This is a genomic window from Streptomyces sp. NPDC003697 (assembly GCF_053587115.1).
Map to the genome: position 1 here is coordinate 15,130 of NZ_JBSFNN010000068.1, position 22,563 is coordinate 37,692.

The following is a 22,563-nucleotide window of genomic DNA, read 5'->3' on the forward strand; positions in this document are numbered from 1 at the left end:
CCTCCGCCCCGGCTGCCGTACCCGGCCAGGGATCATGCCAGGTGCCACCGGCAGTCCCGCGGGCCGTCAGTGCACGGTGGGAAGCCCGAGAGCGGGGTGGGCCTCGAGCAGCCGGGGCGGGGCCGCCTGGCGCCAGGAGTCGGCGAGGATGTCGCGCAGTTCCGCCTCGTCCTCCAGCGCGGCCAGGCGGGCGCGCACCCACGCGAAGCCCGCCTCGTGGCCGGCGATCCAGAACTTCTCCGGCTCGGCCAGCACCAGTTCGTCGCGCTCCTCCTTGGGGCAGCGCACGGCGACGGACGTCCCGTCCTCCGGCAGCGTGGCGAACATCTTCCCCCCGACCCGGAAGGTGGGCATGTTCCAGGCGGTCTTCTCCGTCGTGTCGGGCAGCGACAGCGCGACACGGCGTACGTCTTCGGCGTCCGGCATGTGCCGTAGGTTAGGCCCTGCCGGGCGGACCGTCCCGGCGTCGCGGGGACCGGAACGCACATCTGCCGCGGGGTCACCGGTCGCCGACGACAACGCGCCGGCGCTCCCCACCGCCGGCGGCCGCACGCACCGGACCCCGCTCGGGTCGGCAGGAAGGCACCGTCCTCGGGAGCCGGCCGGATCCGAACGACAGGACCTGGTCGCCGCCACCGACACTCACTCGGCGCCCGCGGCCGCTCCCACGCGTTTGCAGTAGATCGTGGTGGCTCGCAGCAGCCCGGCCGGGTCGGTCGCGTAGTCGGGGATCGTCCCGACCCGCGTCCAGCCGGCCGAGCGGTACAGGCGCTCGGCGGGGCTGCCGGTCTCCGTGTCCAGGTGCAGCAGGGTGACGCCCGCGGCGGCGGCCGCCTCCTCCGCGGTGGCCAGCAGACGGCGGCCGAGGCCCTGCCCGCGGGCGTCCGGGTGGACCATCAGCTTCACGACCTCGGCGCGGTGCCGGCTGTTGGGCATGCCGGCGAAGGCGAGGCTGACGGTGCCGGCCATCCGGTCGCGGTCGTACGCCGCCCACACCGCGAGCCGGCCGGCCGCCACGCCCGTGGCACGCTCCCGCCACCAGGCGACCGCGTCGGCGTGGCCGAGGGGTGCGAGGAACCCGACCGACGCGCCGCCCGCCACGGTGTCGGTGAGCAGGCCGGCCAGCCCGTCCAGCCCGGCGAGCAGCCGGGGGGCGTCCAGGAGACGCACGGTCGCCGTCACGGCCGGACCACCGCCAGGACGTAGCGGGCGTCCGCGGGAGAGGCGCACCGGAAACGCGTGGGTCCCCACACCCGCAGCCGCAGGCAGTCCCCGGTGTCCAGGCGGTGGACCACGTCCCGCGCGGTCACCTCCAGGGCACCCTCCAGCACCCAGATGTGCTGTTCGAGTCCGGGGACGGGGGGACCGTCGTAGGCGAGGTCGGCGCCGGGGGCGAGCCGTCCCTCGACGAGTTCGCCGCGCAGCCCGGCGTGCGGCGGCGACACGGACCGGCGTACGAAGCCGGAGGCGCGGTCCTCCCAGACCGGCTGCTCGGCGGCCCGCAGCAGCGGCGCGTGCTCCGCCTCGACCTCGCTGAGCAGGTGGGACATGGTCCGCCCGTACACCTGGCACAGCCGGTTGAGCAGCGAGGCGGTCGGGCTGATCTCGGCCCGCTCGGCCCGCGACAGCGTGGACCGGCTCACGCCGCTGCGCTCCGCCAGTTCCCCGAGCGACCAGCCGTGTTCGGTGCGGAGTTCGGCAAGGCGGGCGCCGAGACGGGCGTCGACCGGTTCCGGTGCGGGCGTCCGCCGTTCCGAGTCCTGTTTCATATCCGGGAGGCTATCCCGGATATGAAACGCGGAGGTTGCCGAAGGCTCACACCGAGGGCGGCCGCCCCTGCCCACGCGCCGCCTCACCCAGGGCGTCGAGCACCGGGCGGATGAGGGGGTGCCCCTCGGACCCCCTGCGGACGGCCGCGAACACCCGGCGGGTGGGCGCCACACCGTCCACGGGACGGACGACCACACCCGCCAGGTCCATGCCGCGCAGCGCGGAGCGGGGGACGAGGGCCACCCCGGCGTCCGCCGAGGCCAGCGCGACGACCGCGCGGAAGTCGTCCGAGGAGTGCTCGAGGCGAGGCTGGAAGCCGGCGTTCTCGCAGGCCAGGACGACGACGTCGTGGCAGGGGTTACCGGGGTAGGGGCCGATCCAGATGTCCTTGGCCAGCTCGGCGAGCGGAACCTCGGGGGCGTCGGCCAGGCGGTGGCTGACCGGCACCACCGCGTCGAAGGGCTCGGCGTACAGCGGGAGGTGGGTCAGGCGGGGGTCGTCGGCGGGCGGCGCCCCGCGGTACTCCACGGCGACCGCGACGTCGACCTGCCGGTCCAGCACCATCGGCAGGCTGGCGTCGCCCTCGGCGTCCTGGACGCGGATGCGGATGCCGGGCGCGGTCCCGCCGAGGCGGGCCACCGCGGGCGCGACGACCAGGGCGATGCCGGTGGCGAAGGAGGCGACGGTGACGGTGCCCGCGCTGCCCGAGCGGTACGCGGCCAGCTCCGCCTCGGCCCGCTCCAGCTGGGCGAGGACGGCGTTGGTGTGGCTGAGCAGGATCTCACCGGCCGGAGTGAGCCGCACGCCCTTGGCGCCGCGTTCCACCAGGCGGTGGCCCGTCTCCTGCTCCAGGGCCGTGAGCTGCTGCGACACGGCCGAAGGGGTGAGGTACAGCGCGGCGGCGGCCGCCGTCACGGTGCGGTGGTCGGCCACCGCACGGAGGATGTGCAGCCGCCGCGCTTCGATCATGCGCCGATTATCGCAACCTGCGGACGGCCCGACCCGGCCGGCCCTTCCCGGCGCGGACCGGGTAGGCCCGGGCACCCAACCCCAGGCCCGCACGCCCCGGCCCGCGGGCCCACACGCACGCTCACGCCCTCACCGTCGGCTCTCCCAGTCCCGCAGCCATTGCTCGAACTCGGCGGCGACGATGCGCTCGTCGTGCACGCCGGACGCGTCGTCGGAGGCCAGCCAGACGATGGGCGGGCCCATCACCTCAGGGCTCAGGAAGCCATGGCCCTCGGCGACGACGTGCGAGGGGAGCATCCCGGTGACGGTCGCGCCTCCGGGCAGCAGCAGATTGACGGTGACGCCCGTGCCCCGCAGGTCGGCCGCCATGATGCGGGACAGCGCATCGCTGCCGGCACGCGACGGCCCGTAGGGGACGAAGCCGGCGCGCCGCATGGTCGAGTGGTTCATCGAGATGTTGACGATGCGGCCGCCGCCGGAGGCCAGCATCCGGGGCGTGATCTCGCGGGCGACCAGGAAGTAGCCGGTCAGGTTGGTGTCGATCACCGCGCGGAAGGCGTCGGGCGGTACCTCCCAGAAGCCCTGCGGCTCTGTCATGAAGCGCGGGTTGACCGTGCGCATGCCGATCCCGGCGTTGTTCACCAGCATGTCGATGCCGCCGAGCCGCGACCACGCCTGGTCGACGGCCCTGGCCACCGACGACTCGTCCCGCACGTCCATCTCGACGCCGGTCGCTCCCGGCAGACCCGCGGCGACGGACTCCGCACGCTCGCCGGACCGCCCGGTGAGCGCGACGGCGGCTCCCGTCGCGGCCAGGGCGGAGGCCATCGCGAGTCCGAGTCCGCTCGTCCCACCCGTCACCAGCACCTTCATAGGATCACCTCTGCCCTGAGAACCGGCCAGGCCGGGTCGGCGGTCGCGCTTCCCGCCGCTTTCACAGTCGCCGTTCGCGACCGTGGTTCTCGGCGGCAGGGCGTACCCGTGGGCGGGAGTCCGTGATCGGAACCTTAGGCAATCGAGTACGTTCGAAGTCAAGCCGTGGCGGCTCTCCTGGCCCGTCCGGGTGACGTGCCCGCGGCACAACTGACTTTTGGGACGTGCTCACCGACACCGGCGCCCGTCTCGGCCCGAGCAGCTGCACCGACTGGCTCTCCTGACCCACCCGCGGTCAGGCCTCGTTCTCCCAGGCCTCCCGGGCCGCGACGAACGCGTCCACCGCGCGGTTGACGTCGTCCGCCGAGTGCGCGGCGGACAGCTGGACGCGGATGCGGGCCTGGCCCTGCGGGACGACCGGGTAGGAGAAGCCGGTCACGTACACGCCGCGCTCCAGCAGCAGCTCCGCCATCCGGCCGGCCTTCGCCGCGTCGCCGATCATCACGGGCGCGATGGCGTGGTCGCCGGGGAGGACGTCGAAGCCCTCCTGCGTCATGCGGCGCCGGAACAGCTCGGTGTTCTCGGCGAGCCGGACGCGCAGGTCGTCCGCCTCCTCCAGCAGGTCCAGCACCTTCAGCGAGGCCGCCGCGATGACCGGGGCGAGCGTGTTGGAGAACAGGTACGGCCGGGAGCGCTGGCGCAGCAGGGCGACGATCTCCGCGCGGGCGGCGACGTAGCCGCCTGAGGCGCCGCCGAGGGCCTTGCCGAGCGTGCCGGTGATGATGTCGACGCGGTCCATGACGCCGTGCAGCTCGGGGGTGCCGCGGCCGCCGGGTCCGACGAAGCCGACCGCGTGCGAGTCGTCGACCATGACCATGGCGTCGTAGCGGTCGGCGAGGTCGCAGATCTCGCGCAGCGGGGCCACGTAGCCGTCCATCGAGAAGACGCCGTCGGTGACGATCAGCTTCCGGCGTGCCCCGCCCTCGGCCGCCTCCTTCAGCTGCCGCTCCAGGTCGGCCATGTCGCGGTTGGCGTAGCGGAAGCGGCGGGCCTTGGACAGGCGGATGCCGTCGATGATCGAGGCGTGGTTCAGCGCGTCGGAGACGACCGCGTCCTCCGGGCCGAGCAGCGTCTCGAAGACGCCGCCGTTGGCGTCGAAGCAGGAGGAGTACAGGATCGTGTCCTCCTGGCCGAGGAACGCCGACAGACGGGCCTCCAGTTCCTTGTGCACCTCCTGCGTACCGCAGATGAAGCGTACGGACGCCATGCCGTAGCCCCAGCGGTCCAGCGCCGCGTGGGCGGCGGCGATCACCTCGGGGTGGTCGGCCAGACCGAGGTAGTTGTTGGCGCAGAAGTTGAGGACCTCGCCGGGGCGGCCGCCTGCGGTGACCTGCACGGTGGCGGACTGGGGGGTGCCGATGACGCGCTCGGGCTTGTGCAGGCCGGCGGCGCGGATCTCGTCGAGGGTGGCGCGGAGGTCGTCACGCACGGAGTCGAACATGAGGGGTGCTCCTGGAAGTGCTGGCGCGGAAGGGGAGATGTGCGGTGGAGGCAGGGCGGTCGGGCGGGCGGTCGTCAGACGGTCCAGTCCAGGATGACCTTGCCGCCCCTGCCGCTCGCGGCGTCGGCGAACGCCGCCTCGAAGTCGCGGTGGCCGTACCGGCCGGTGATGACGGGGGCCAGGTCGAGCCCGCCCTCCAGCAGCACCGACATGGCGTACCAGGTCTCGAACATCTCGCGGCCGTAAATGCCCTTGATGGTGATCATGGAGGTGACGATCCGGGACCAGTCGACCGGGAACTCCTGCGACGGCAGGCCGAGCACGGCGATCCGGCCGCCGTGCGTCATGTTGGCGATCATGTCGCGCATCGCCTCGGGCCGGCCGGACATCTCCAGACCGATGTCGAAGCCCTCCCGGAGCCCCAGCTCGCGCTGACCGTCGGCGATCGTGGCCTCCGAGACGTTCAGGGCCAGGCTCACGCCGATCTTGCGGGCCAGGTCCAGCCGCTCCTCGCTGACGTCGGTGATCACGACGTTGCGCGCCCCGGCGTGCCGGGCCACCGCGGCGGCCATCAGGCCGATCGGGCCGGCCCCGGTGATGAGGACGTCCTCGCCGACGAGCGGGAACGACAGGGCGGTGTGCACGGCGTTGCCGAACGGGTCGAAGATCGCGGCGACGTCCAGGTCGACGGGGACCCGGTGCACCCACACGTTGGTGGCGGGCAGGACGACGTACTCGGCGAACGCGCCGTCACGGCCCACGCCCAGCCCGACGGTCGCCCGGCACAGGTGCCGGCGCCCGGCCAGGCAGTTCCGGCACTTGCCGCACACCAGGTGCCCCTCACCACTGACCCGGTCGCCGGGCCGGATGTCGGTGACGTCGCGGCCGGTCTCGACGACCTCGCCGACGAACTCGTGCCCGACCACGAGCGGGGTGCTGACGGCCTGCTGCGCCCAGCCGTCCCAGGCGCGGATGTGCAGGTCCGTCCCACAGATGCCGGTCCGCAGGACCTTGATCAGGACGTCACCGGGACCGACGGCGGGCTCGGGGACGTCCGCGAGCCACAACCCGGGTTCCGCCTTCAGCTTGACCAGCGCCTTCAACGCTATGGCTCCTGTGGTTCAGCCCACCGTCCGGGCACGCCTGAGGGAGCCGGATCCGGGGAGAGGGGTGGAAACGCGTAGCAATCTGCCGCATGCGGGCGCGCGGGTCCATCGAGGTTTTCTTAAGCACCGCCACAGCTTTTCTGCACGCCCTCACCTGGGCCTTTCCGTCCGGCGGCGGCCGCGGGCCGCCGCGTCAGCCGGGGAGGCCCTCCGCCTCCCGTCCCTCGATGCGCGAAACCAGCTGCGCGGCCGCCGACTTGATGGTCCGAAGGCCCTCCCGGCCCCAGGGGCGCGGCGCGACGTCGACGACGCAGACCGTCCCCAGCACCATCCCCGTGCTGTCGAGCAGCGGCGCGCCCAGATAGGAGCGGATGCCGAACTCGTCGACGACCGGGTTGCCCGCGAACCGCGGGTAGTCGCAGACGTCGTCCAGCACCAGCGCCTTGCGGCGGACCACGACGTGGGGGCAGAAGCCGTGGTCGCGCGGCAGGCGGCGGCCCATCGCCACCCGGATGCCGCTTCCGTCCGCGGCCGGCCGGACCACCCGCCCCGCCCCCTCGGGGGTGTGCAGACCGGCGAAGAACTGCCCCCGCTCGTCGAGGAAGTTGACCATTCCGTACGGCGCTCCGGCGCGCTCGGCCAGGTGGGCCGCGAACGCGTCGAGGGCGGGCTCGGGGCGCTCCCCCAGCCCCAGCCCGCGCAGCCGCAGCGTGCGGGCCGGGGCCTCCCTGTCCTCCGGGGTGACCAGCAGGCGACCGGACGGGCGCGGCGGGTCGTAGCTCATGGCCGGGCTCCGTCGCTCGGGACGTGACTCATGTGCGGCTCCGTGGCGGTGTGCGGGGATCGCCTGGCGGTGTGCGGGAACGCTGCCGCGGTGATCACCGGTGCGCGCCGTGTCTCGGCGCGGGGGCGGGTGCGTGGGCGATGAGGTGCCGGACGAGGGTGAGCAGGGTCTGGACGGCCGAGCTGGAGATGCGGGCGTCGCAACGGACGATGGGGATCCGGGCGTCGAGGGCGAGCGCGGCCCGCACCTCCTCGGGGTCGTAGCGGTGGGCGCCGTCGAACTCGTTGACGGCGACGACGAAGGCGAGGCCGCGCTGCTCGAAGAAGTCGACGGCGGCGAAGCACTCCTCCAGGCGCCGCGTGTCGGCGAGGATCACGGCGCCGAGCGCGCCCTCCGACAACTCGTCCCACATGAACCAGAACCGCTCCTGCCCGGGAGTGCCGAACAGGTACAGCACGTGGTGTGCGTCCAGGGTGATGCGGCCGAAATCCATCGCCACGGTCGTCTCGACCTTGTTCTCGATGCCGTCGAGGCTGTCCGTGGCCGCGCCGGCCGTGGTGAGCAGCTCCTCCGTGCTGAGCGGGGCGATCTCGCTCACCGCGCCGACGAGGGTCGTCTTGCCCACCCCGAACCCGCCGGCCACCAGGATCTTCAGCGCGGTCGGGAAGGGGTCGATGCCGTCGTCGTGGTCAGAGCTGGCGTCGTAGTCCATCGAGCACTGCCTCCAGAAGGGCCCGGTCGGTGGGATGGTGTTGGTACGCGGGGGACTTGGTCGTCAGCGCCCCGCAGTCGACGAGGTCGGACAGCAGCACCTTGGTCACCGCCGCCGGCAGCCTCAGATGGGCGGCGACCTCGGCGACCGGGACCGGGGCGCGGGCCAGGTGCAGTGCCTGGGTGTGCTCGGGGCCGAGGTAGCCGAGCGGGGTGGCCCCGGTGGACATCACCTGCGACATCAGGTCGAGTGCGACGCTGGGCCGGGTCCGGCCGTTGCTGACCGTGAAGGGGCGCACCAGCCGTCCGGCCGCGTCGTCGAGCCAGGGCCCGTCGCCGGCCGCGGCCGCGCTCAAGGCCTCGGCGCCGTGGATTCGACGGCGTGCTGCCGGGGCGCGGTCACGAGGTACGGGCGGACGCTCTTGACGAGCATCGCCATCTCGTAGCCGAGCACCGCGGCGTCGGTCTCGCGGCCGGCGAGCACGGCCAGGCACGTGCCGGACCCGGCGGTGGTCACGAAGAGCAGGGTCGAGTCGAGTTCGACGACGACCTGCCGCACGTCGCCGCCGTCACCGAAGCGGACGCCGGCGCTGCGGCCGAGGGAGTACAGGCCGGAGGCCAGGGCGGCCATGTGGTCGGCGCTGTCCGGGTCGAGGCCGTGGACGGACTTGACCAGGCCGTCGCAGGACAGCAGCACCGCGCTCGTGGTGTGCGGTACGCGCTGCACGAGGCCGCTCATCAGCCAGTCGAGATCGGACACGTGACGGGTCGGCGCATCGCTCGCCATGGTGGATCGACTCCTCGGGGTGCGAAGGACCGCGCCGGCGCCCGAAGTGCGCAGCGGGTCGCGGGTGGGGGTGGGGGTGGGCAGCGGTCCGGTCATCCGGCGGGGGCGCTCCCGTCGGGCCGGACGGTGAGGTCGTCCCCGGTCGGGGGCACACCGTGCCGCGGGCCGTCCGGACCGGGAGGGGCGGACGCGGGCTCGGGCACGGCTCCGGGGGCGGGGGTGGCGGCCGCGTCCCGGGACGGCGCGCCCACGGCCGGCACGCTCCGGACGAAGGCCTCGGCGGGAAGCGCCAGTCCGGCTTCCCGCACCGGCCCCGGACCGGCCGGCGCCGGGACCCACTCCGGGGAGGACGGTTCCGGGCGGGGCGGCTCCGGGCCGGTCCCCTCCGGGCCGGTCCCCTCCGGGCTGATCCGCTCCTGACGGGGCGGCTCCGGGCCGGTCCCCTCCTGACGGGTCGGCTCCGGGCTGAACTGCCCGAGGGTTGTCCGCTCCGGGCTTGAGGGCTCCCAGTGGGACGGTTCCGGGCGGGGCCCCTCCGCACCCGCCCACTCCTGGCGGGACGGCTGCGGGCGGAACTCCTCCACGGTTGTTCTCTCCGGACGGGGCGGCTCCGAGGGAGACGCCTCCGGCCTGGTCCACTCCGAGTGGAGCGGACCAGGGTGGGGCTCCTCCGGGTTGGCCCGCTCCGGTCGCGCCGGCTTCAGGAGGGGTGCCTCCGGAGCGGTCCACTGCCGAGGGAGCGGCTGCAGGCCGGGCCACTCCGGACTGGTCCGCTGCGGGCTGGGGAGGTGGTCCGGTTCCAGGTGCTGGCGGGCCTCGGCGAGACCGACGCCGCGCTGGAAGGCCGCCATCAGGCCGGGGTCGTGGCCGACGGGCTCCTCACTGTCGCGGCGGGGCGCCGGGCCGCCGCGCAGCTGCGGCACGATGTGCTCCTGGGCGCGGCGCCGGGGCAGTTGGGGCCGGCCCATGGTGCCGCGTACGGCGCCGACACGCGGAGTGAGCGGCACCGCCGTGGTCGTCGCGACGGTGGGACGATACTCGGGCCTGATGCCGGGCGCGGCGTCGGCGGGATTGGGCCGCTGCCCCCGGTCAGCGCGCCGGGGCAGGGGCGCCGGCGCGCCGTTGGGCCCCGCCGGGGCGGGGCGCGCGTCACCGGGCTGCTCCGCCGAGGCGGAACCGGCGCAGCCGTCACTCGCACCGGCGCCCTGGACGCCGGTACCGGCCTGCCCGCCCCCCACGTCCGGAAGACCGGTAGCGGCCTGCCCGCCCCCGACGTCCGGAAGGCCGGGACCGGCATACCCGCCGGCCGGGCTCGACGCGGCCGGGTCGACGTGCTCGCCGCTCACGCCTGAGGCGGTGGGGCCCACGCCCGGAGCGGCATGGTCGGCTCGGCTGCCGCTCATGCCCGGGTAGGTCGCGTCGGCGTGCCCGCCCAGCACGCCCTCGGCGTAGGCGCCCGGCGCACGGATCGCCTCGTCCCGCGGAACGTCCGCGGCGCGGCGTCCGCCGATCGGAGAGGCGAACCCGGACGGGCCTTCGGCCGCGGCAGCGGCACCGCGGTGACCGCCGTTCGGGGCGGCGGACCGGGAGGGGCGCGGCGTCCCGGGGTGGGCGTCGTCCGGGGTGCTGGACCCGGAGGGGCGCGCGTATCCGGGGTGAACGCCGTCCGGGACGGTGGGCCCCGGGTGACCGCCGTCCGCGCCAGGGGCGTACGGACCGGCGTGGCGGCCGCCGCCCGCGTCCGAGGCGGCGACACGCACCCCGGTCTCCGGGACGGCGGCGTGCGCCCCGGCCGCGTGGCGTGGCGAAGGGAACGCTCCCGAGCCCGGCGGACCGGGACGGTGCGCGGGCTGCGGCGGGGGCAGTGGGAGCGGCCGCCGCCTGCCCGCCGGCGCGGGCGACAGCGGCTGTGGCGTGCGGGCGTCGTCCTGGTCGCCGTGCGGCGCCCCCAGCAACGCCTGCGGTACGACGAGCACGGCCTGCACACCGCCGTAGATGTTGCTCTGCAGCCGGACGGAGATCCCGTGCCGCCTGGCGAGCTGCGAGACCACGAACAGGCCGATGCGGCCGTCCGCGACGAGGCTCGCGACGTTGACCTGGTCGGGGTCCGCGAGAAGTGCGTTCATCCGCGCCTGTTCGGCCACCGGCATGCCGAGGCCGCGGTCCTCGACCTCCACGGCGAGCCCGGAGGTGACGAGGCCGGCGCGCAGCAGGACCTGCGTCTGCGGCGCGGAGAACAGCGTGGCGTTCTCGACCAGTTCGGCGAGCAGGTGGATGACGTCGGCGACGGCATGGCCGTGCAGGGTGCCGTCGACCGGCGGCACCAGCTTGACCCGTGAGTACTGCTCGACCTCGGCGATCGCGGAGCGCAGCACCTCGGTCATGGAGACGGGGTGGCTCCACTGGCGCCGGGAGACGGCCCCGCCGAGCACGGCGAGGTTCTCGGCGTGGCGGCGGATGCGGGTCGCGAGGTGGTCGACGTGGAAGAGGCCCTTGAGCAGGTCGGGGTCCTCGATCTCGTTCTCCAGCTCGTCGAGGATCGAGATCTCACGGTGCACCAGGGACTGCAGGCGCCGGGCGAGGTTGAGGAAGACCTCGAGTTTCTGCTCGTTGCCCGCCTGGCCGGAAAGCTGGGCCGCCCGTACGACGGCGGTGACCGCCCCGTCGTGCGCGCGCGCCAGGTCGGCGTCGAGCAGCTCGAACTCGTCGCCGCCGGCGGGAGGAGCGCGGTGCGGCGTGCGCCGCGGCGGGACCTCGCCCTGGCGGAGCCCGTCGACGAGGGCACGCAGCTCGGCCTCGCGGCGTGCGGTGCCACGGCGCAGGACGTCGATGCGGTCGTGTACCGCCGTCGCGGCTCGGGTCGCGGCGACGGCGGCGATGACGATGCCCGCGAGGGTGACCGATACTCCCCCGGCGAGCACCGCCCACAGGGAGGGGCCGGGGTGCGCGCCGGTGGAGCGCACGGTGAACAGCACGACGGCGGCGCCCGAGAGGGCGACGGCGACCGGCGGCAGCACCGCCAGACGCAGGAGCTGGGGCCGCAGGGGGGTGTCGACCGGCGCGGGCGCGGGGCGGGCGACCGGCCGCCCGTGCCGGCCGCCCTCACGGCGGTCCGCACGTGTGGCCGGTGCGCGGAGGTGAGACATCTGTTCCCCGTACTGGTCCGTCGGGCCCGGTGCCCGCGCCCGGTGCGCGGGCGGGCGTGCGCCATCGCTGTACCGGGCGGCGGGGACGAAAGGAACGGCCCCTCGTCGCCCGGTGACGACTCACCGTAGTTGCCCCCGCGCGACCGGCGGTGGGCAGTTGCCAAACTCCCGCACGGAGCGTCCCGCTCTGGTATGAGGGTTCGCACGACAGACCGAACCATCGCTCCGGCCCACCGCACCGGGCCGAAAACGAACGGTCACACCTGGTCAGACCCGGTCACACGGACGGACGGCGGGGCCGGGAAGCCCTGGGCTCCCGGCCCCGCCGTCCGTCCGTCTCCCGCCCGCGGTCAGCCCGCCGGGGCGGTACGCGGGTCGCCCGGGTCGTCCGCGGCCCGCCCGGCGCGGTCACCCGGCGTGTCGGACTGGGCCGCGACCGCCTCCCCGGCCGTGGCCCTGGCCACGGGGGGCGGGGCGGCGCCTTCTTCGGGAGGAGGCCCGTTTTCCTCGTGCTGCGTCCACAAAGCGTGGAGTTCTCCCAGGAAGCGCCGTCCGCTCCATGTGAGCCTCACGCCATCCGCCAGTTCGACCTGTGGATCGGCTCGGGGAGGACGTACCTTCCCGGGTAGTTGATCGACAGGTCACCGAGCAAGACCGGTGTTTCGCAGCACCGGCCGGGAAGGCACGTCCGTGCTCAGCTCAGTGGAGCGAGCGTCATGACCGCCATCGGCCTGCGGCCGGCCACCTCCGCGGACAGCGAGTTCTGCTTCCGACTCCACAAAGCCGCCATGGGTGCCTACGTAACGGCCGTCTGGGGCTGGGACGAGCAGATCCAGCGCGACTTCCACGCCCGTGTGTTCACCCCGGACGGATGGCAGATCGTCACCGCCGACGGCGCCGATGTGGGCATGCTCCACGTCGAGCACCGGCCAACGGAGATCTACCTGGCGCGGATCGAGCTCCACCCCGACCACCAGGGGCGCGGCATCGGCAGCCGGCTCATCCGCTGCCTATTGCACCAGGCCCGCCGGCAGGGCTGGGACTTGACCTTGGACGTCCTCGTCGTCAACCAGCGGGCCCAGGCCCTCTACCGGCGACTGGGCCTGCACGAAGTCACTCGTCACGGCGAGAACAACATCAAGATCAGGATGTCCACCAGGCCGCCTCAGCCTGGACCGATCCACAGATCTTGACGATGACCACGGCCACACCGTCGAGTTCCGCCGACCGGGTCTCTTCGAGACTCGAGTGGGCGTTGTGCGAGTCGCCGGTGCTGTCGTCCGGCCAGGGGATTGCGGTCGGTCGAGCCCGGGCCGCCCCGCCGCCCACGCAGGGCGTGTCCACGCTCGCGGCCATGAAGGGGGACGGCCTTGTCCGGCAGGCGAATGACTAGACCGGTTCCTGGTTTCTGAGTCCCAGCACCATGCCGACCAGATACGCCGAGCTACCGCCTCGAGACCTTGGCAGAAGTACCGTCAGTTCCCCAGCAGAGCCCGCCGTACAGCCTCCACAGCGTCCTGGGAGGGAGGGCCGGCCGGCCACCACTGGCCGGACTGCTTGCGGAACGGGTACCAGTGACCGTCCGGTCCGTACCGCAACTCGATATCGTGACCGACCAATTGGAGGCGGCCTCCGGTGCGGCGCAGCAGGGCACGCGGTAGACCGTGGCCATCGTCCGGTTCCTCTGCCGATGTCCCCCAGCCGCACCTGCCGCCGGTTTTCCTACTGACTGCCCCAGCCGTGAGTCCACCGACCGGATTGGTTGAACGCTACCGGAGCGGACAACCTCGTTCTGAAGCTCTCCGCGATCGGTGGAAACACGCTGTCTCGTGGCTCCGCCTATCGGTTGGGACTCGACCGGCTTTGCGACACTCCTGAGGAAACAGTGCCCTCCTCAGGCACCCGCCGGACGCGGACGACCAAGCCCGATGACGCCAATCGCCGTGTCGGCAGCGGCACACAGCGCTGCTCCCCTGGTGGCTTCCGCTCACCGCTCCCCAGCGAGGTCGAGATCTTCCTTACCTGTCCCGACCACACCCCTGGCGATCCGCGGAGGACGCCACGGGTGCGACACCGCCCGCCACCACGGCTCGACGGGAAGCTTCCCCGTCGGCTCGAACGGCTCGCCCGGCCGCGGGAACGCCACCGCCTGCCCGACCTCCTCGGCCGCGTCCTTCGTCCACTCCCCCGGCTCCGCCCACGCGTGCGGCGCCAGGTTGAACGTCCCCCAGTGGATCGGCAGCAGCACCCCGCCCGGAGCGCCGCCCTGCAGGTCCAGGTGGGCGCGCATGCCCTCCTCGGGGGTCATGTGGATGTCCGGCCAGAACTCCGAGTACGCCCCGATCTGGATCATCGTGGCGTCGAACGGGCCGTGGCCGGCGCCGATGTCCCGGAATCCCTCGAAGTAGCCGGTGTCCCCGCTGTGGTAGATCCGGTGCCGCTCGCCGGCGACGACCCAGGACGCCCACAGGGTGTGCTGCGTGTTGCGCAGGCCCCGGCCGCAGAAGTGCCGGGCCGGGGCCGCGGTCAGTGTCAGCCCGCCCACCTCGGTCGCCTCGTGCCAGTCCAGCTCGCGCAGGCGATCGGCGGACACGCCCCAGCGCTCCAGGTGGGCGCCGACGCCGAGCGGCACGGCGAAGACGGTGTCCGTGCCGGCCAGCGCCCTGATGGTGGGCATGTCCAGGTGGTCGTAGTGGTCGTGCGAGATGACGACCACGTCGACCGGTCCGAGCGCGGCCAGCGGCAGCGGCACCGGGTGCAGCCGGCGTGGACCGGCGAAGGGGAACGGGGAGCAGCGCTCGCCCCACACCGGGTCGAACAGCACGCGCCGCCCGTCCGTCTCCGCCAGCACGCTGGAGTGCCCCATCCAGGTCAGCCGCAGACCGGTGGCGGGCGGCCGGGCGAGGTCGGCGAGCGTCGTGGCGTGCACGGGGACGGTGCCGCACGGGGCCCGGCGGGGGCGCACGTCCCCGTCGAAGTAGACCTTGGCGAAGTCCAGGGCCGAGCCGGAGGGCCGGGTCCGCGCGACGCCGCCGGGATTGCGGAAGACGCCGTTCTCGAAGTGGGGCGAGCGCCGGATGCGCGCCATGCGCTCACCGCTCGGATCCGCGCCGAAGGCCGCCGGCCGCAGTGCGCGCAGTCCGGAGCTCAGGGAACGGGAACCGGCCACGGTACCTCCAGGTGGAGTGGGTCAGGGCTCCATTATGGTCGCCGCACGCCGACGGCCGCGGGCGGTGCCCGGACGGCCCGGTGTCCCCCGGCCCGGTCCCGCCCGTCGTACGCGGCGAAGACGCCCCGGTCCGGGTGGGGCCGGGGAGGGCGGGTGGAGGCCGTCACGGCGGGGCGGCCCGGCGGGGAACGCCGCCCCGGCGCGGCCCGCGAGGGACCGTCCCAGCCCGCGGGTCGTGGGGTGAGCTCCGGCCGGGCCATAGGGTGACCGCGTGGCGAAGGTGCGGTTGAGCGTGGCGGAGCGGCGCGAGGAGCTGCTGCGGGCCGCCATCGGGCAGATCGAGGCGCGGGGTGTCGCGGCGGTCCGGATCGCCGACGTGGCCTCGGCGCTCGGGGTGAGCAACGCCCTGGTGCTCTACCACTTCTCGTCCAAGGAGCGGCTGGTCGCCGCCGCGTTCGCGCGTGCGGCCGAGGACGACCTCGCCCACCTGGGCAGGCTGCTCGGCCGGCGCACGTCAGCGGTGCGGCGGCTGCGGGCCGCGGTGCGCTGGTACGCGCCGACGGGACAGGCCAAGGGCTGGCGGCTGTGGATAGAGGGCTGGGCCGCCGCGCTGCGTGAGCCCGCGCTGCGGGAGGTCGCGCGGAACCTGGACGAGCGGTGGAAGGCGGCGATCACCGAGGTCGTGGCGCAGGGCGTGGCCGCGGGCGAGTTCGCCTGCCCGGACCCCGCCGCAGCGGCGGTGCGTCTGACGGCCCTGCTCGACGGACTCGCCGTGCAGCTGACCGCCTACGGCGGCACGGTGCCCCGGGCCCGGGCGCGGCGGTGGGTGGACGAGGCGCTCGCCCGGGAACTCGGGCTGGACCCCGGTGACCTGGCGGGCGCGGGCCGGTGAGGCACCGCCGGGGACGGGACGCCCGGCGGGCCGGGACGTGAGGGCCCGGCGCACCGGCCCGGCCCCGGGTGCCGTGCGTCGCGGCGCCGGTGCGGCCGGTCGGTGTGCGGACCCTGCCGTCCGTCCCAGCCCCGCCGGCGCCTGACCCTCACGTCCCGGCCCGGACCCCTCGGCGTCCCGGCCCGGACGCGTCGGTTTCCCGGCCCCCACCGTCCCGGCCCGGAGCATCGGGCCCTGCCGTCCGTCCCGGACCGGTCGGCGCCGCGCTGTCACGTCCCGGCCCGCTCACTGTCCCGGCCCTCACGTCCCGGACCGGTCGGCGTCCAGGGACCTCATGCTCTGGCCCTGGCCGGTCGGCGTCCTCGACCCGGACCGGTCGGCGCCGGGACATCGCGTCCCCCCGTCCGGGCTCAGGCCACCGCCGCGATCCGCGACCTGATGTCGGCCGGCGACAGCGCGCCCTTGGCGGTCACGTGGTCCCCCGAGGACTGGCCGCGCAGCCGGCGGCCGATCCACGGCACCAGGTACTGCCGCGCCCAGTGGACGTCGTCGCGCCGGACCTCGAGGGTGCCGCGCGGCGGCAGCGGAGGCCACGGCTGCTCGGGGTCGGCCGGGACGTCGACGCCGAGGACCTGGCCGGCGCGCAGCGCCACGCGTGTGTGCCCCTCGGGCGACAGGTGCAGCCGGTCGTGGTCCCAGGCGCGGCGGTCCTGGACGGCCCGCAGGGACCACAGGTCGAGCACCGGGCAGCCGTAGCGGTCGGCGACGGCCCGCACATGCCCGTTGTACGTGGCGATCTTGCCGCGCAGGTGCTTGAGGACGGGGACGCCGCGGGTGTCGAAACCGGTGGTGACCATCACGGTGCCGGCGGCGGAGGCCAGTCGGGCGACCGCCTTCTCGAAGCGCTCCGCCACCTCGTCCGGGTCGGTGCCGGGACGGATGATGTCGTTGCCGCCCGCGCAGAACGTCACCAGGTCGGGCGCGAGTTCCACGGCCCGCGGGACCTGGTCCGCCACGATCTGGTCGAGCAGTTTGCCGCGCACGGCGAGGTTCGCGTACCGGAAGTCGCCCTCGGGCCGCCGGTCGGCGAGCAGTACCGCGAAACGGTCGGCCCAGCCGACGAACGCCCCGTCGGGGCCGGGGTCGCCGACGCCCTCGGTGAAGCTGTCCCCCACCGCCACGTACGACCCGATCACCGCTTTGCTGTCACTTTTCGAATCGTCTGCCACGTCGGCACATGATTCACCTTCCCCTGTGACCTACGCGACCGTAGGGAAGGGTTGACGACCGGTGAGATAGGCCACCCCGGCGGCAGGCCGGCGGCCGGAATAGCCCACCGGGCAAGGATGTTGACGCCCCGACCGCCGACACCCGTTCCGGAACGGCACGTTCAGCGCCGCCGGGGGCGGAACGCGTCCGCGCGGAACGCCGCGGCACACCTCGTTGCCCCCGGGAAGCCATGTCGTATGGTCGGGGGGCGCGCCCGCCGCCGAGTGGTGACGGCGGGGCGGAGTGGGAGGAGCCCCCGTGACGCAGCAGGTCCCGTCGACCGAACCCCAGCTGGCCGGAGTGCGCAACTTCCGCGACGTGGGCGGGCTGCCGACCGGGGACGGGCGGCGGGTGCGGCAGGGCGTGCTGTTCCGCAGCGGTCACCTCGCGCACGCGACCGAGGAGGACGCGGCGTTCCTCGGCTCCCTCGGCCTGCACACGATCTTCGACTTCCGCAACGCCGCCGACCAGAAGCTCGAAGGGCCGGACGTGGCCCTGCCCGGCGTGCGCAACGTCAACCTGCCGCTGAGCGACCCGGCGGACGGCGCCGAGTTCTGGCGGATGGTCCGTGAGGGCGACCTCGACCAGCTGCGCGCCCTCCTCGCGGACGGCCGCGGCGTGAACCGGATGATCGCCTCCTACCGCATGATCGTGACGGAACGCACCGCCGAGCACTCCCGCGTGCTGCACGCGCTCGCCGAGGACAGTGTCCCGGCGCTGATGCACTGCGCGGCGGGCAAGGACCGCGCGGGCCTGTCGATCGCGGTCACGCTCCTCGCGGTGGGCGTGGAGCACGACGCCATCCTGGCGGACTACCTGGAGTCCAACGCCAAGCACCGCCGCTACCGGGTGCGCCGCAGTGGCACCTCGGCATCGGCCTACTCCCCCGAGGTGATGGAGCTGCTCAGCCCCCTGTTCGACGCGCGGGCCGAGTACCTCCACGCGGCGCTGGAGACCATCGACGAGACCTGGGGCGGCACCGACGCCTACCTGGAGCGGGGCCTCGGGCTGGCGCCCGAGACGCGGGAGCGGCTGCGGGCGCGACTGCTCGACTGACGCGCCTACTTCGCGCCCACCTCGAACAGCAGCCAGACGAAGGCCGCGAAGAGGTGGCCGACGGCGATGTAGATGATGAGGCGGACCCACAGGGCGCGCGGGAACTTCTCTTCCATGTTGCTCATGGCATGTCTCCGGTCACGGGTCCCAGGCACAGTACGGCCATGGGGCTCTGCAGCAGGGTGTGGACGAAAAGGAGGTCGACCCCGTCCTGGTCCTCGGCCGCGATGCGGTGCGGCGTCAGGGAGTCGAAGTGGGCGCTGTCGCCGGCCCCCAGCCGGTGCGTGGCGTCGCCGAGGCGCAGCCGGAGCCGCCCCTTGAGGACGTACAGCCACTCCTCGCCGGGGTGCACGCGCACGATGTCACCCTGGGAGCCGTACGGCACCCGGACCCGCAGGGCCTGCATCGCCCGGCCGGACGCGCCGGCCTGCCAGTACGTCCAGCCGCCGGCCCGGGTGGGTTCCATGCCGGCGGAGCGGACGACGGCGTCCCGCTCGGGGACCCGCTCGCCGAGCAGCTCGGAAACCGTCGTACCGTAGATACGGGCCAGTGCGAGCAGCATCGGCAGCGAGGGCTGGCGCTGCCCGGTCTCCAGACGGGAGAGATGGGCGGGCGACAGCCCGGCCTCGCGGGCCGCCGCTTCCAGCGTGAACGCGGCGCGGCGGCGCAGGGCACGCAGCTGCGGCGCGACGGCGGACAGGTCCCCGGCCGGTTCGGCCGGCGACTCTGACTCGGGGGAGGTCATACCTCCATTGAGCCGCAGTCTTGCCCGTCAGGCAAGTTCCTTGCCTTTGGGGCAAAATGCGGGCCTGGGCGGCGGAACCAGTCCGCCGGGCCGGCGCGCGGCCGCGAGTCCCGCCCGTGGTCGCGCCTGCCGCGCCTCCCTAGCGGGGTGTCTGACACCTGCCCGCGGCGTCCCGGCGTCTGGCACGCACGCTCGCGGCGTTGCCGAAACGTCCTGGTGGCTCCGCTTCGAGGACGCTCCGGCGCCTTGCGATCGCACGCACCGGACGCCGCTCCCTCTCCCGCGCTCATGTGTCAGACACCCCTAGCGGCTGCCCACCGCCTGCTTGACGAGGGTCTTGCCGAAGTCCCACATCAGTCCGCCGTTGTGCGCGTCGTCCATCACGGCGGTGAAGGCGTCGACGAACCGGTCCACCTCCCGCTGGCCGATGATCAGCGGGGGGATCAGCTTGATCACCTCCAGGTGGTCGCCGGAGACCTGGGTGAGGATGCGGTGGTGCCGCAGCAGCGGGACGACGACCATCTGCGCGAACAGGCCCTTGCGCGCGGCCTGCAGCACGGTCCAGCGGCTGCGCAGCTTCCACGACGTCGGCCGGCCGAACTCGATGCCGATCATCAGGCCCCGGCCGCGGACGTCCGCCAGCAGTTCGTACCGGTCGATGAGGGCGGCCAGGCGGGACTTCAACTGCTCCCCGGTGGCCCGCGCGTTCGCCACGACCTGGTCGTTCTCCATGACGGACAGCACCGCGAGACCGGCCGCCATGGCCTGGGCGTTGGAACCGAAGCTCGCCGAGTGCACCAGCACCCGGTCCATGGACGAGTAGACCTTCTTGAAGATCCACTCCTTGCCCAGTGTGGCGCCGACGGGCACGTAGCCGCCGGACAGCGCCTTCGCCACGCAGACCAGGTCCGGCTCGACGCCGTCGGCGTGCTGGAAGGCGTAGAAGTCGCCGGTGCGCCCCAGCCCGGTCTGCACCTCGTCGGCGATGAGCAGCGCCTTGTGCCGGTGCAGCAGCTCCTGCGCGGCACGCAGGTAGCCGGCGGGCGCCTCGTGGACGCCCTTGCCCTGGACGGGCTCGACGATCAACGCGGCCACGTCGCCCTTCCGCAGTTCCCGCGCGAGCGCTTCGACGTCGCCGAGGGGGACCGCGGTGTCGGGCAGCAGCGGGGCGAAGCCGTCGCGGAACCCCTCCTCGCCGTTCACCGACAGCGATCCCGTGGTCAGCCCGTGGAAGGCGTGCGCGCAGTACAGCACGCGCGGCCTGCCGGTGGCGCAGCGGGCGAACTTCAGCGCCGTCTCCACCGCCTCGGTGCCGCTGTTGGAGAAGAAAACCCGGTCCAGGTGGGGGCTGTGGGCCAGCAGCCGCTCCGCCAGCAGTCCCGGCAGCGGCGGGCAGTCGAACCGGGTCAGGTCGGCGAGCTGCGCGTCGAGCACGTCGTGCAGCGCCCTGCGCACCACCGGATGGTGCCGGCCCAGGCCCATCACGCCGAACCCGGCCAGCATGTCCAGGTAGTCGTTGCCCTCGGCGTCCCAGAAGTACGCGCCCTCGGCCCGCTCGTAGACCTTGTCGAAGCCGATGGTGCGCAGCATGCGCGGCAGCTGGTGGTTGACGTACCGCGCGTGCAGCTCGTAGCGCTCGCCCCCGCGCTCGGACAGCAGCCTGCCGAGGTCGAACTCCGTGGTCATTCGGTTGTCTCCTTGACTGCCGTGACGTCCTGGTCCGGTCCACCGGCCGTGCTGTCCGCCCCGGCTCGGTCCTTGACGGCCAGGCTCGCGCTGATCCGTCCCGCGATCTCGACGGGGGTGAGGCCGATGTCGGCCAGCAGCTCGCCGCGTTTGGCGTGCGGGAGGAACTGCTCGGGTATGCCGAACCGCCGTACCGGGACGTCGACGTCCGCGTCGCTCAGGGCCAGTGCCACCGCGGAGCCGACGCCGGCCGCGCGGCTGTTGTCCTCGACGACGGCCACCAGCCGGTGGCCTGCGGCCAGGCCGGGCAGCGCCGCGTCGACGGGTTTGACCCAGCGCGGGTCGACCACGGTGCAGGCGATGCCGCGGGCCTCCAGCAGCGCGGCGGCCTGGAGGCACACCGGGGCCATGACGCCGACGGCGACAAGCAGGACGCCGGGCCGCTCGCCCGCGTGCAGCACGTCCATGCCGCCCACCCGGCCGACGGCCGGGACGACGGGCCCGGCCGACTCCTTGGGGAAGCGGACCAGCGTCGGCGCGTCGTCCACCGCGACGGCCTCGCGCAGCTGCGCGCGCAGCTGGTCGGCGTCGCGGGGGGCGGCGATCCTGAGGCCCGGCACCACCTGGAGGACGGACATGTCCCACATGCCGTTGTGGGAGGCGCCGTCGACGCCCGTCACGCCGGCCCGGTCCAGCACGAAGGTGACCCCGCAGCGGTGCAGCGCCACGTCCATCAGCACCTGGTCGAAGGCGCGGTTGAGGAAGGTGGCGTAGACGGCGACGACGGGGTGCAGCCCGCCGGTCGCGAGGCCGGCCGCCGAGACGGCCGCGTGCTGCTCGGCGATCCCGACGTCCCACACCCGGTCGGGGAAGCGCTCGGCGAACGCACCGAGGCCGACCGGGTGGAGCATGGCGGCCGTGACGGCCACCACGTCATCCCGCTCCTCGCCGATCCTGACGATCTCGTCGGCGAACACGGACGTCCAGGACGGTCCGCCCGCCGGCGCGAGGGGCTCGCAGGTGAGCGGGTCCATCACACCGACGGTGTGGAAGTGGTCCTCCTCGTGCGCGAGGGCCGGCTCGTAGCCGCGGCCCTTGACCGTCAGGCAGTGGACGAGGACCGGGCCGTGGAAGCGCTTCGCGCGGCGCAGCGCCGACTCGACGGCCTGGATGTCGTGGCCGTCGACGGGGCCGACGTACTTCAGGCCCAGGTCCTCGAACAGGCCCTGCGGCGCGACGGCGTCCTTGAGGCCCTTCTTGGCGCCGTGCAGGGACTCGTAGAGGGGGCCGCCGACGACCGGTGTGCGCCTGAGGACGTCCTTGCCCCAGGCCAGGAACCTCTCGTAGCCGTCGGTCGTGCGGAGCGTGGCCAGGTGCCCCGCGAGACCGCCGATCGTCGGCGCGTAGGAGCGTTCGTTGTCGTTGACGACGACGACCAGCGGCCGGTCCCTGGCGGCCGCTATGTTGTTCAGCGCCTCCCAGGCCATGCCCCCGGTGAGGGCTCCGTCGCCGACGACCGCGACGACGTGCCCGTCCCCGCCCCGCACGTCGCGGGCCTTGGCGAGCCCGTCCGCCCAGCCCAGCGCGGTGGAGGCGTGGCTGTTCTCGACGACGTCGTGCTCGGACTCCTCGCGCGAGGGATAGCCGGACAGGCCGCCCTTGCCGCGCAGCTTGGAGAAGTCCTGACGGCCCGTCAGCAGCTTGTGCACGTAGGACTGGTGCCCGGTGTCCCACAGGATCCGGTCCACCGGCGAGTCGAAGACCCGGTGCAGGGCGATGGTGAGTTCCACCACCCCCAGGTTGGGCCCGAGGTGGCCACCGGTCCTGGCGACCGCGTGCACCAGGAACTCACGTATCTCGCCGGACAGTTCGCCGAGTTCCGCCTCGGACAGCGCCTTCAGCTCGCGTGGTCCCCGGATGGTCTCCAGAATCGTCACACCGGCCCCCTCTCCCTGTCGTGCTGTGCTTCAACCCACTGTCACCGTCGGTGTCCCAGGAGCGGCCGGCTCGCCGGAGGCGGCGCCGTCGGCCTCCATCTGCGCGGCGAGCTTCATGGCCTCCTCGATGAGGGTCTCCACGATCTTCGACTCCGGCACGGT

21 protein-coding genes and 1 pseudogene are annotated in these 22,563 nt (G+C 73.8%); 3 read left to right on the plus strand and 19 right to left on the minus strand.

Annotation, left to right across the window (positions count from 1 at the left end; all coding sequences use genetic code 11):
* Nucleotides 1-66: 66 nt before the first annotated feature.
* The 12 genes from ACWDNY_RS23450 to ACWDNY_RS23505 form a co-directional block, all read right to left on the minus strand.
* Nucleotides 67-426, minus strand: a complete 360-nt coding sequence (locus ACWDNY_RS23450) for an MmcQ/YjbR family DNA-binding protein (RefSeq protein WP_451647756.1) — start codon at nucleotides 424-426, stop codon at nucleotides 67-69.
* Between the two features lie 216 nt (nucleotides 427-642).
* Nucleotides 643-1,182: an N-acetyltransferase family protein gene (locus ACWDNY_RS23455; RefSeq protein WP_451647757.1), complete on the minus strand. Its 540-nt coding sequence runs from the start codon at nucleotides 1,180-1,182 to the stop codon at nucleotides 643-645.
* On the minus strand, nucleotides 1,179-1,769 hold the full coding sequence (locus ACWDNY_RS23460) for a helix-turn-helix domain-containing protein (RefSeq protein ID WP_451647758.1): 591 nt from the start codon (nucleotides 1,767-1,769) through the stop codon (nucleotides 1,179-1,181). Before ACWDNY_RS23460 ends, ACWDNY_RS23455 begins: the two co-directional genes overlap by 4 nt.
* Before the next feature lie 46 nt (nucleotides 1,770-1,815).
* The gene (locus ACWDNY_RS23465) at nucleotides 1,816-2,739 is read right to left on the minus strand and encodes a LysR family transcriptional regulator (RefSeq protein WP_451647759.1); all 924 of its coding nucleotides are present in this window, start codon (nucleotides 2,737-2,739) and stop codon (nucleotides 1,816-1,818) included.
* A gap of 129 nt (nucleotides 2,740-2,868) precedes the next feature.
* Entirely contained in the window at nucleotides 2,869-3,612 is a 744-nt protein-coding gene (locus tag ACWDNY_RS23470; RefSeq protein ID WP_451647760.1) for an SDR family NAD(P)-dependent oxidoreductase, read from the minus strand.
* Between the two features lie 295 nt (nucleotides 3,613-3,907).
* The gene (locus tag ACWDNY_RS23475) at nucleotides 3,908-5,113 is read right to left on the minus strand and encodes a glycine C-acetyltransferase (RefSeq protein WP_451647761.1); all 1,206 of its coding nucleotides are present in this window, start codon (nucleotides 5,111-5,113) and stop codon (nucleotides 3,908-3,910) included.
* Between the two features lie 74 nt (nucleotides 5,114-5,187).
* Nucleotides 5,188-6,216 carry an L-threonine 3-dehydrogenase gene (tdh, locus tag ACWDNY_RS23480; protein WP_451647762.1) on the minus strand — a complete coding sequence of 343 codons (1,029 nt, stop codon included), beginning with the start codon at nucleotides 6,214-6,216 and terminating at the stop codon, nucleotides 5,188-5,190.
* 196 nt (nucleotides 6,217-6,412) lie between these two features.
* The gene (locus ACWDNY_RS23485) at nucleotides 6,413-7,003 is read right to left on the minus strand and encodes a GAF domain-containing protein (protein ID WP_451647763.1); all 591 of its coding nucleotides are present in this window, start codon (nucleotides 7,001-7,003) and stop codon (nucleotides 6,413-6,415) included.
* A gap of 94 nt (nucleotides 7,004-7,097) precedes the next feature.
* The gene (locus tag ACWDNY_RS23490) at nucleotides 7,098-7,715 is read right to left on the minus strand and encodes a GTP-binding protein (protein ID WP_451647764.1); all 618 of its coding nucleotides are present in this window, start codon (nucleotides 7,713-7,715) and stop codon (nucleotides 7,098-7,100) included.
* A complete protein-coding gene (locus ACWDNY_RS23495; protein WP_451647765.1) occupies nucleotides 7,693-8,070 on the minus strand; it encodes a DUF742 domain-containing protein in 378 nt (125 codons plus the stop codon). Before ACWDNY_RS23495 ends, ACWDNY_RS23490 begins: the two co-directional genes overlap by 23 nt.
* Nucleotides 8,067-8,501, minus strand: coding sequence for a roadblock/LC7 domain-containing protein (locus ACWDNY_RS23500; RefSeq protein WP_451647766.1), 435 nt, complete (start codon nucleotides 8,499-8,501; stop codon nucleotides 8,067-8,069). Before ACWDNY_RS23500 ends, ACWDNY_RS23495 begins: the two co-directional genes overlap by 4 nt.
* A gap of 92 nt (nucleotides 8,502-8,593) precedes the next feature.
* Nucleotides 8,594-11,647: an ATP-binding protein gene (locus ACWDNY_RS23505; RefSeq protein ID WP_451647767.1), complete on the minus strand. Its 3,054-nt coding sequence runs from the start codon at nucleotides 11,645-11,647 to the stop codon at nucleotides 8,594-8,596.
* Nucleotides 11,648-12,363: 716 nt separating this feature from the next.
* Between ACWDNY_RS23505 and ACWDNY_RS23510 the strand changes: the two genes are divergently transcribed.
* Nucleotides 12,364-12,840: a GNAT family N-acetyltransferase gene (locus tag ACWDNY_RS23510; RefSeq protein WP_451647768.1), complete on the plus strand. Its 477-nt coding sequence runs from the start codon at nucleotides 12,364-12,366 to the stop codon at nucleotides 12,838-12,840.
* A gap of 794 nt (nucleotides 12,841-13,634) precedes the next feature.
* On the opposite strand, the gene ACWDNY_RS23515 is transcribed toward ACWDNY_RS23510, so the two are convergent.
* Nucleotides 13,635-14,816, minus strand: a complete 1,182-nt coding sequence (locus ACWDNY_RS23515; RefSeq protein WP_451647769.1) for an MBL fold metallo-hydrolase — start codon at nucleotides 14,814-14,816, stop codon at nucleotides 13,635-13,637.
* A 271-nt stretch (nucleotides 14,817-15,087) separates the two neighbouring features.
* On the opposite strand from ACWDNY_RS23515, the gene ACWDNY_RS23520 reads away from it, so the two are divergent.
* On the plus strand, nucleotides 15,088-15,708 hold the full coding sequence (locus ACWDNY_RS23520) for a TetR family transcriptional regulator C-terminal domain-containing protein (RefSeq protein WP_451647770.1): 621 nt from the start codon (nucleotides 15,088-15,090) through the stop codon (nucleotides 15,706-15,708).
* Nucleotides 15,709-16,118: 410 nt separating this feature from the next.
* Here ACWDNY_RS23520 and ACWDNY_RS23525 read toward each other — a convergent pair whose 3' ends face one another.
* The gene (locus ACWDNY_RS23525) at nucleotides 16,119-16,904 is read right to left on the minus strand and encodes an SGNH/GDSL hydrolase family protein (RefSeq protein WP_451647778.1); all 786 of its coding nucleotides are present in this window, start codon (nucleotides 16,902-16,904) and stop codon (nucleotides 16,119-16,121) included.
* A 331-nt stretch (nucleotides 16,905-17,235) separates the two neighbouring features.
* On the opposite strand from ACWDNY_RS23525, the gene ACWDNY_RS23530 reads away from it, so the two are divergent.
* Nucleotides 17,236-18,033: a tyrosine-protein phosphatase gene (locus tag ACWDNY_RS23530; protein ID WP_451647771.1), complete on the plus strand. Its 798-nt coding sequence runs from the start codon at nucleotides 17,236-17,238 to the stop codon at nucleotides 18,031-18,033.
* 5 nt (nucleotides 18,034-18,038) lie between these two features.
* On the opposite strand, the gene ACWDNY_RS23535 is transcribed toward ACWDNY_RS23530, so the two are convergent.
* From ACWDNY_RS23535 to ACWDNY_RS23555, 5 genes and pseudogenes are all read right to left on the minus strand, one after another.
* Nucleotides 18,039-18,158, minus strand: a complete 120-nt coding sequence (locus ACWDNY_RS23535) for a DUF6126 family protein (protein ID WP_361503512.1) — start codon at nucleotides 18,156-18,158, stop codon at nucleotides 18,039-18,041.
* A complete protein-coding gene (locus ACWDNY_RS23540; protein WP_451647772.1) occupies nucleotides 18,155-18,778 on the minus strand; it encodes a helix-turn-helix domain-containing protein in 624 nt (207 codons plus the stop codon). Before ACWDNY_RS23540 ends, ACWDNY_RS23535 begins: the two co-directional genes overlap by 4 nt.
* Before the next feature lie 303 nt (nucleotides 18,779-19,081).
* Nucleotides 19,082-20,464 (minus strand): aspartate aminotransferase family protein, encoded by a 1,383-nt coding sequence (locus ACWDNY_RS23545; protein WP_451647773.1) that lies wholly within the window; start codon nucleotides 20,462-20,464, stop codon nucleotides 19,082-19,084.
* Nucleotides 20,461-22,401: a 1-deoxy-D-xylulose-5-phosphate synthase gene (dxs, locus tag ACWDNY_RS23550; RefSeq protein WP_451647774.1), complete on the minus strand. Its 1,941-nt coding sequence runs from the start codon at nucleotides 22,399-22,401 to the stop codon at nucleotides 20,461-20,463. The genes ACWDNY_RS23545 and dxs overlap by 4 nt, the downstream gene beginning before the upstream one ends.
* Before the next feature lie 30 nt (nucleotides 22,402-22,431).
* Nucleotides 22,432-22,563 (minus strand): annotated as a pseudogene (locus ACWDNY_RS23555) (flavodoxin-dependent (E)-4-hydroxy-3-methylbut-2-enyl-diphosphate synthase); the annotation flags it as partial.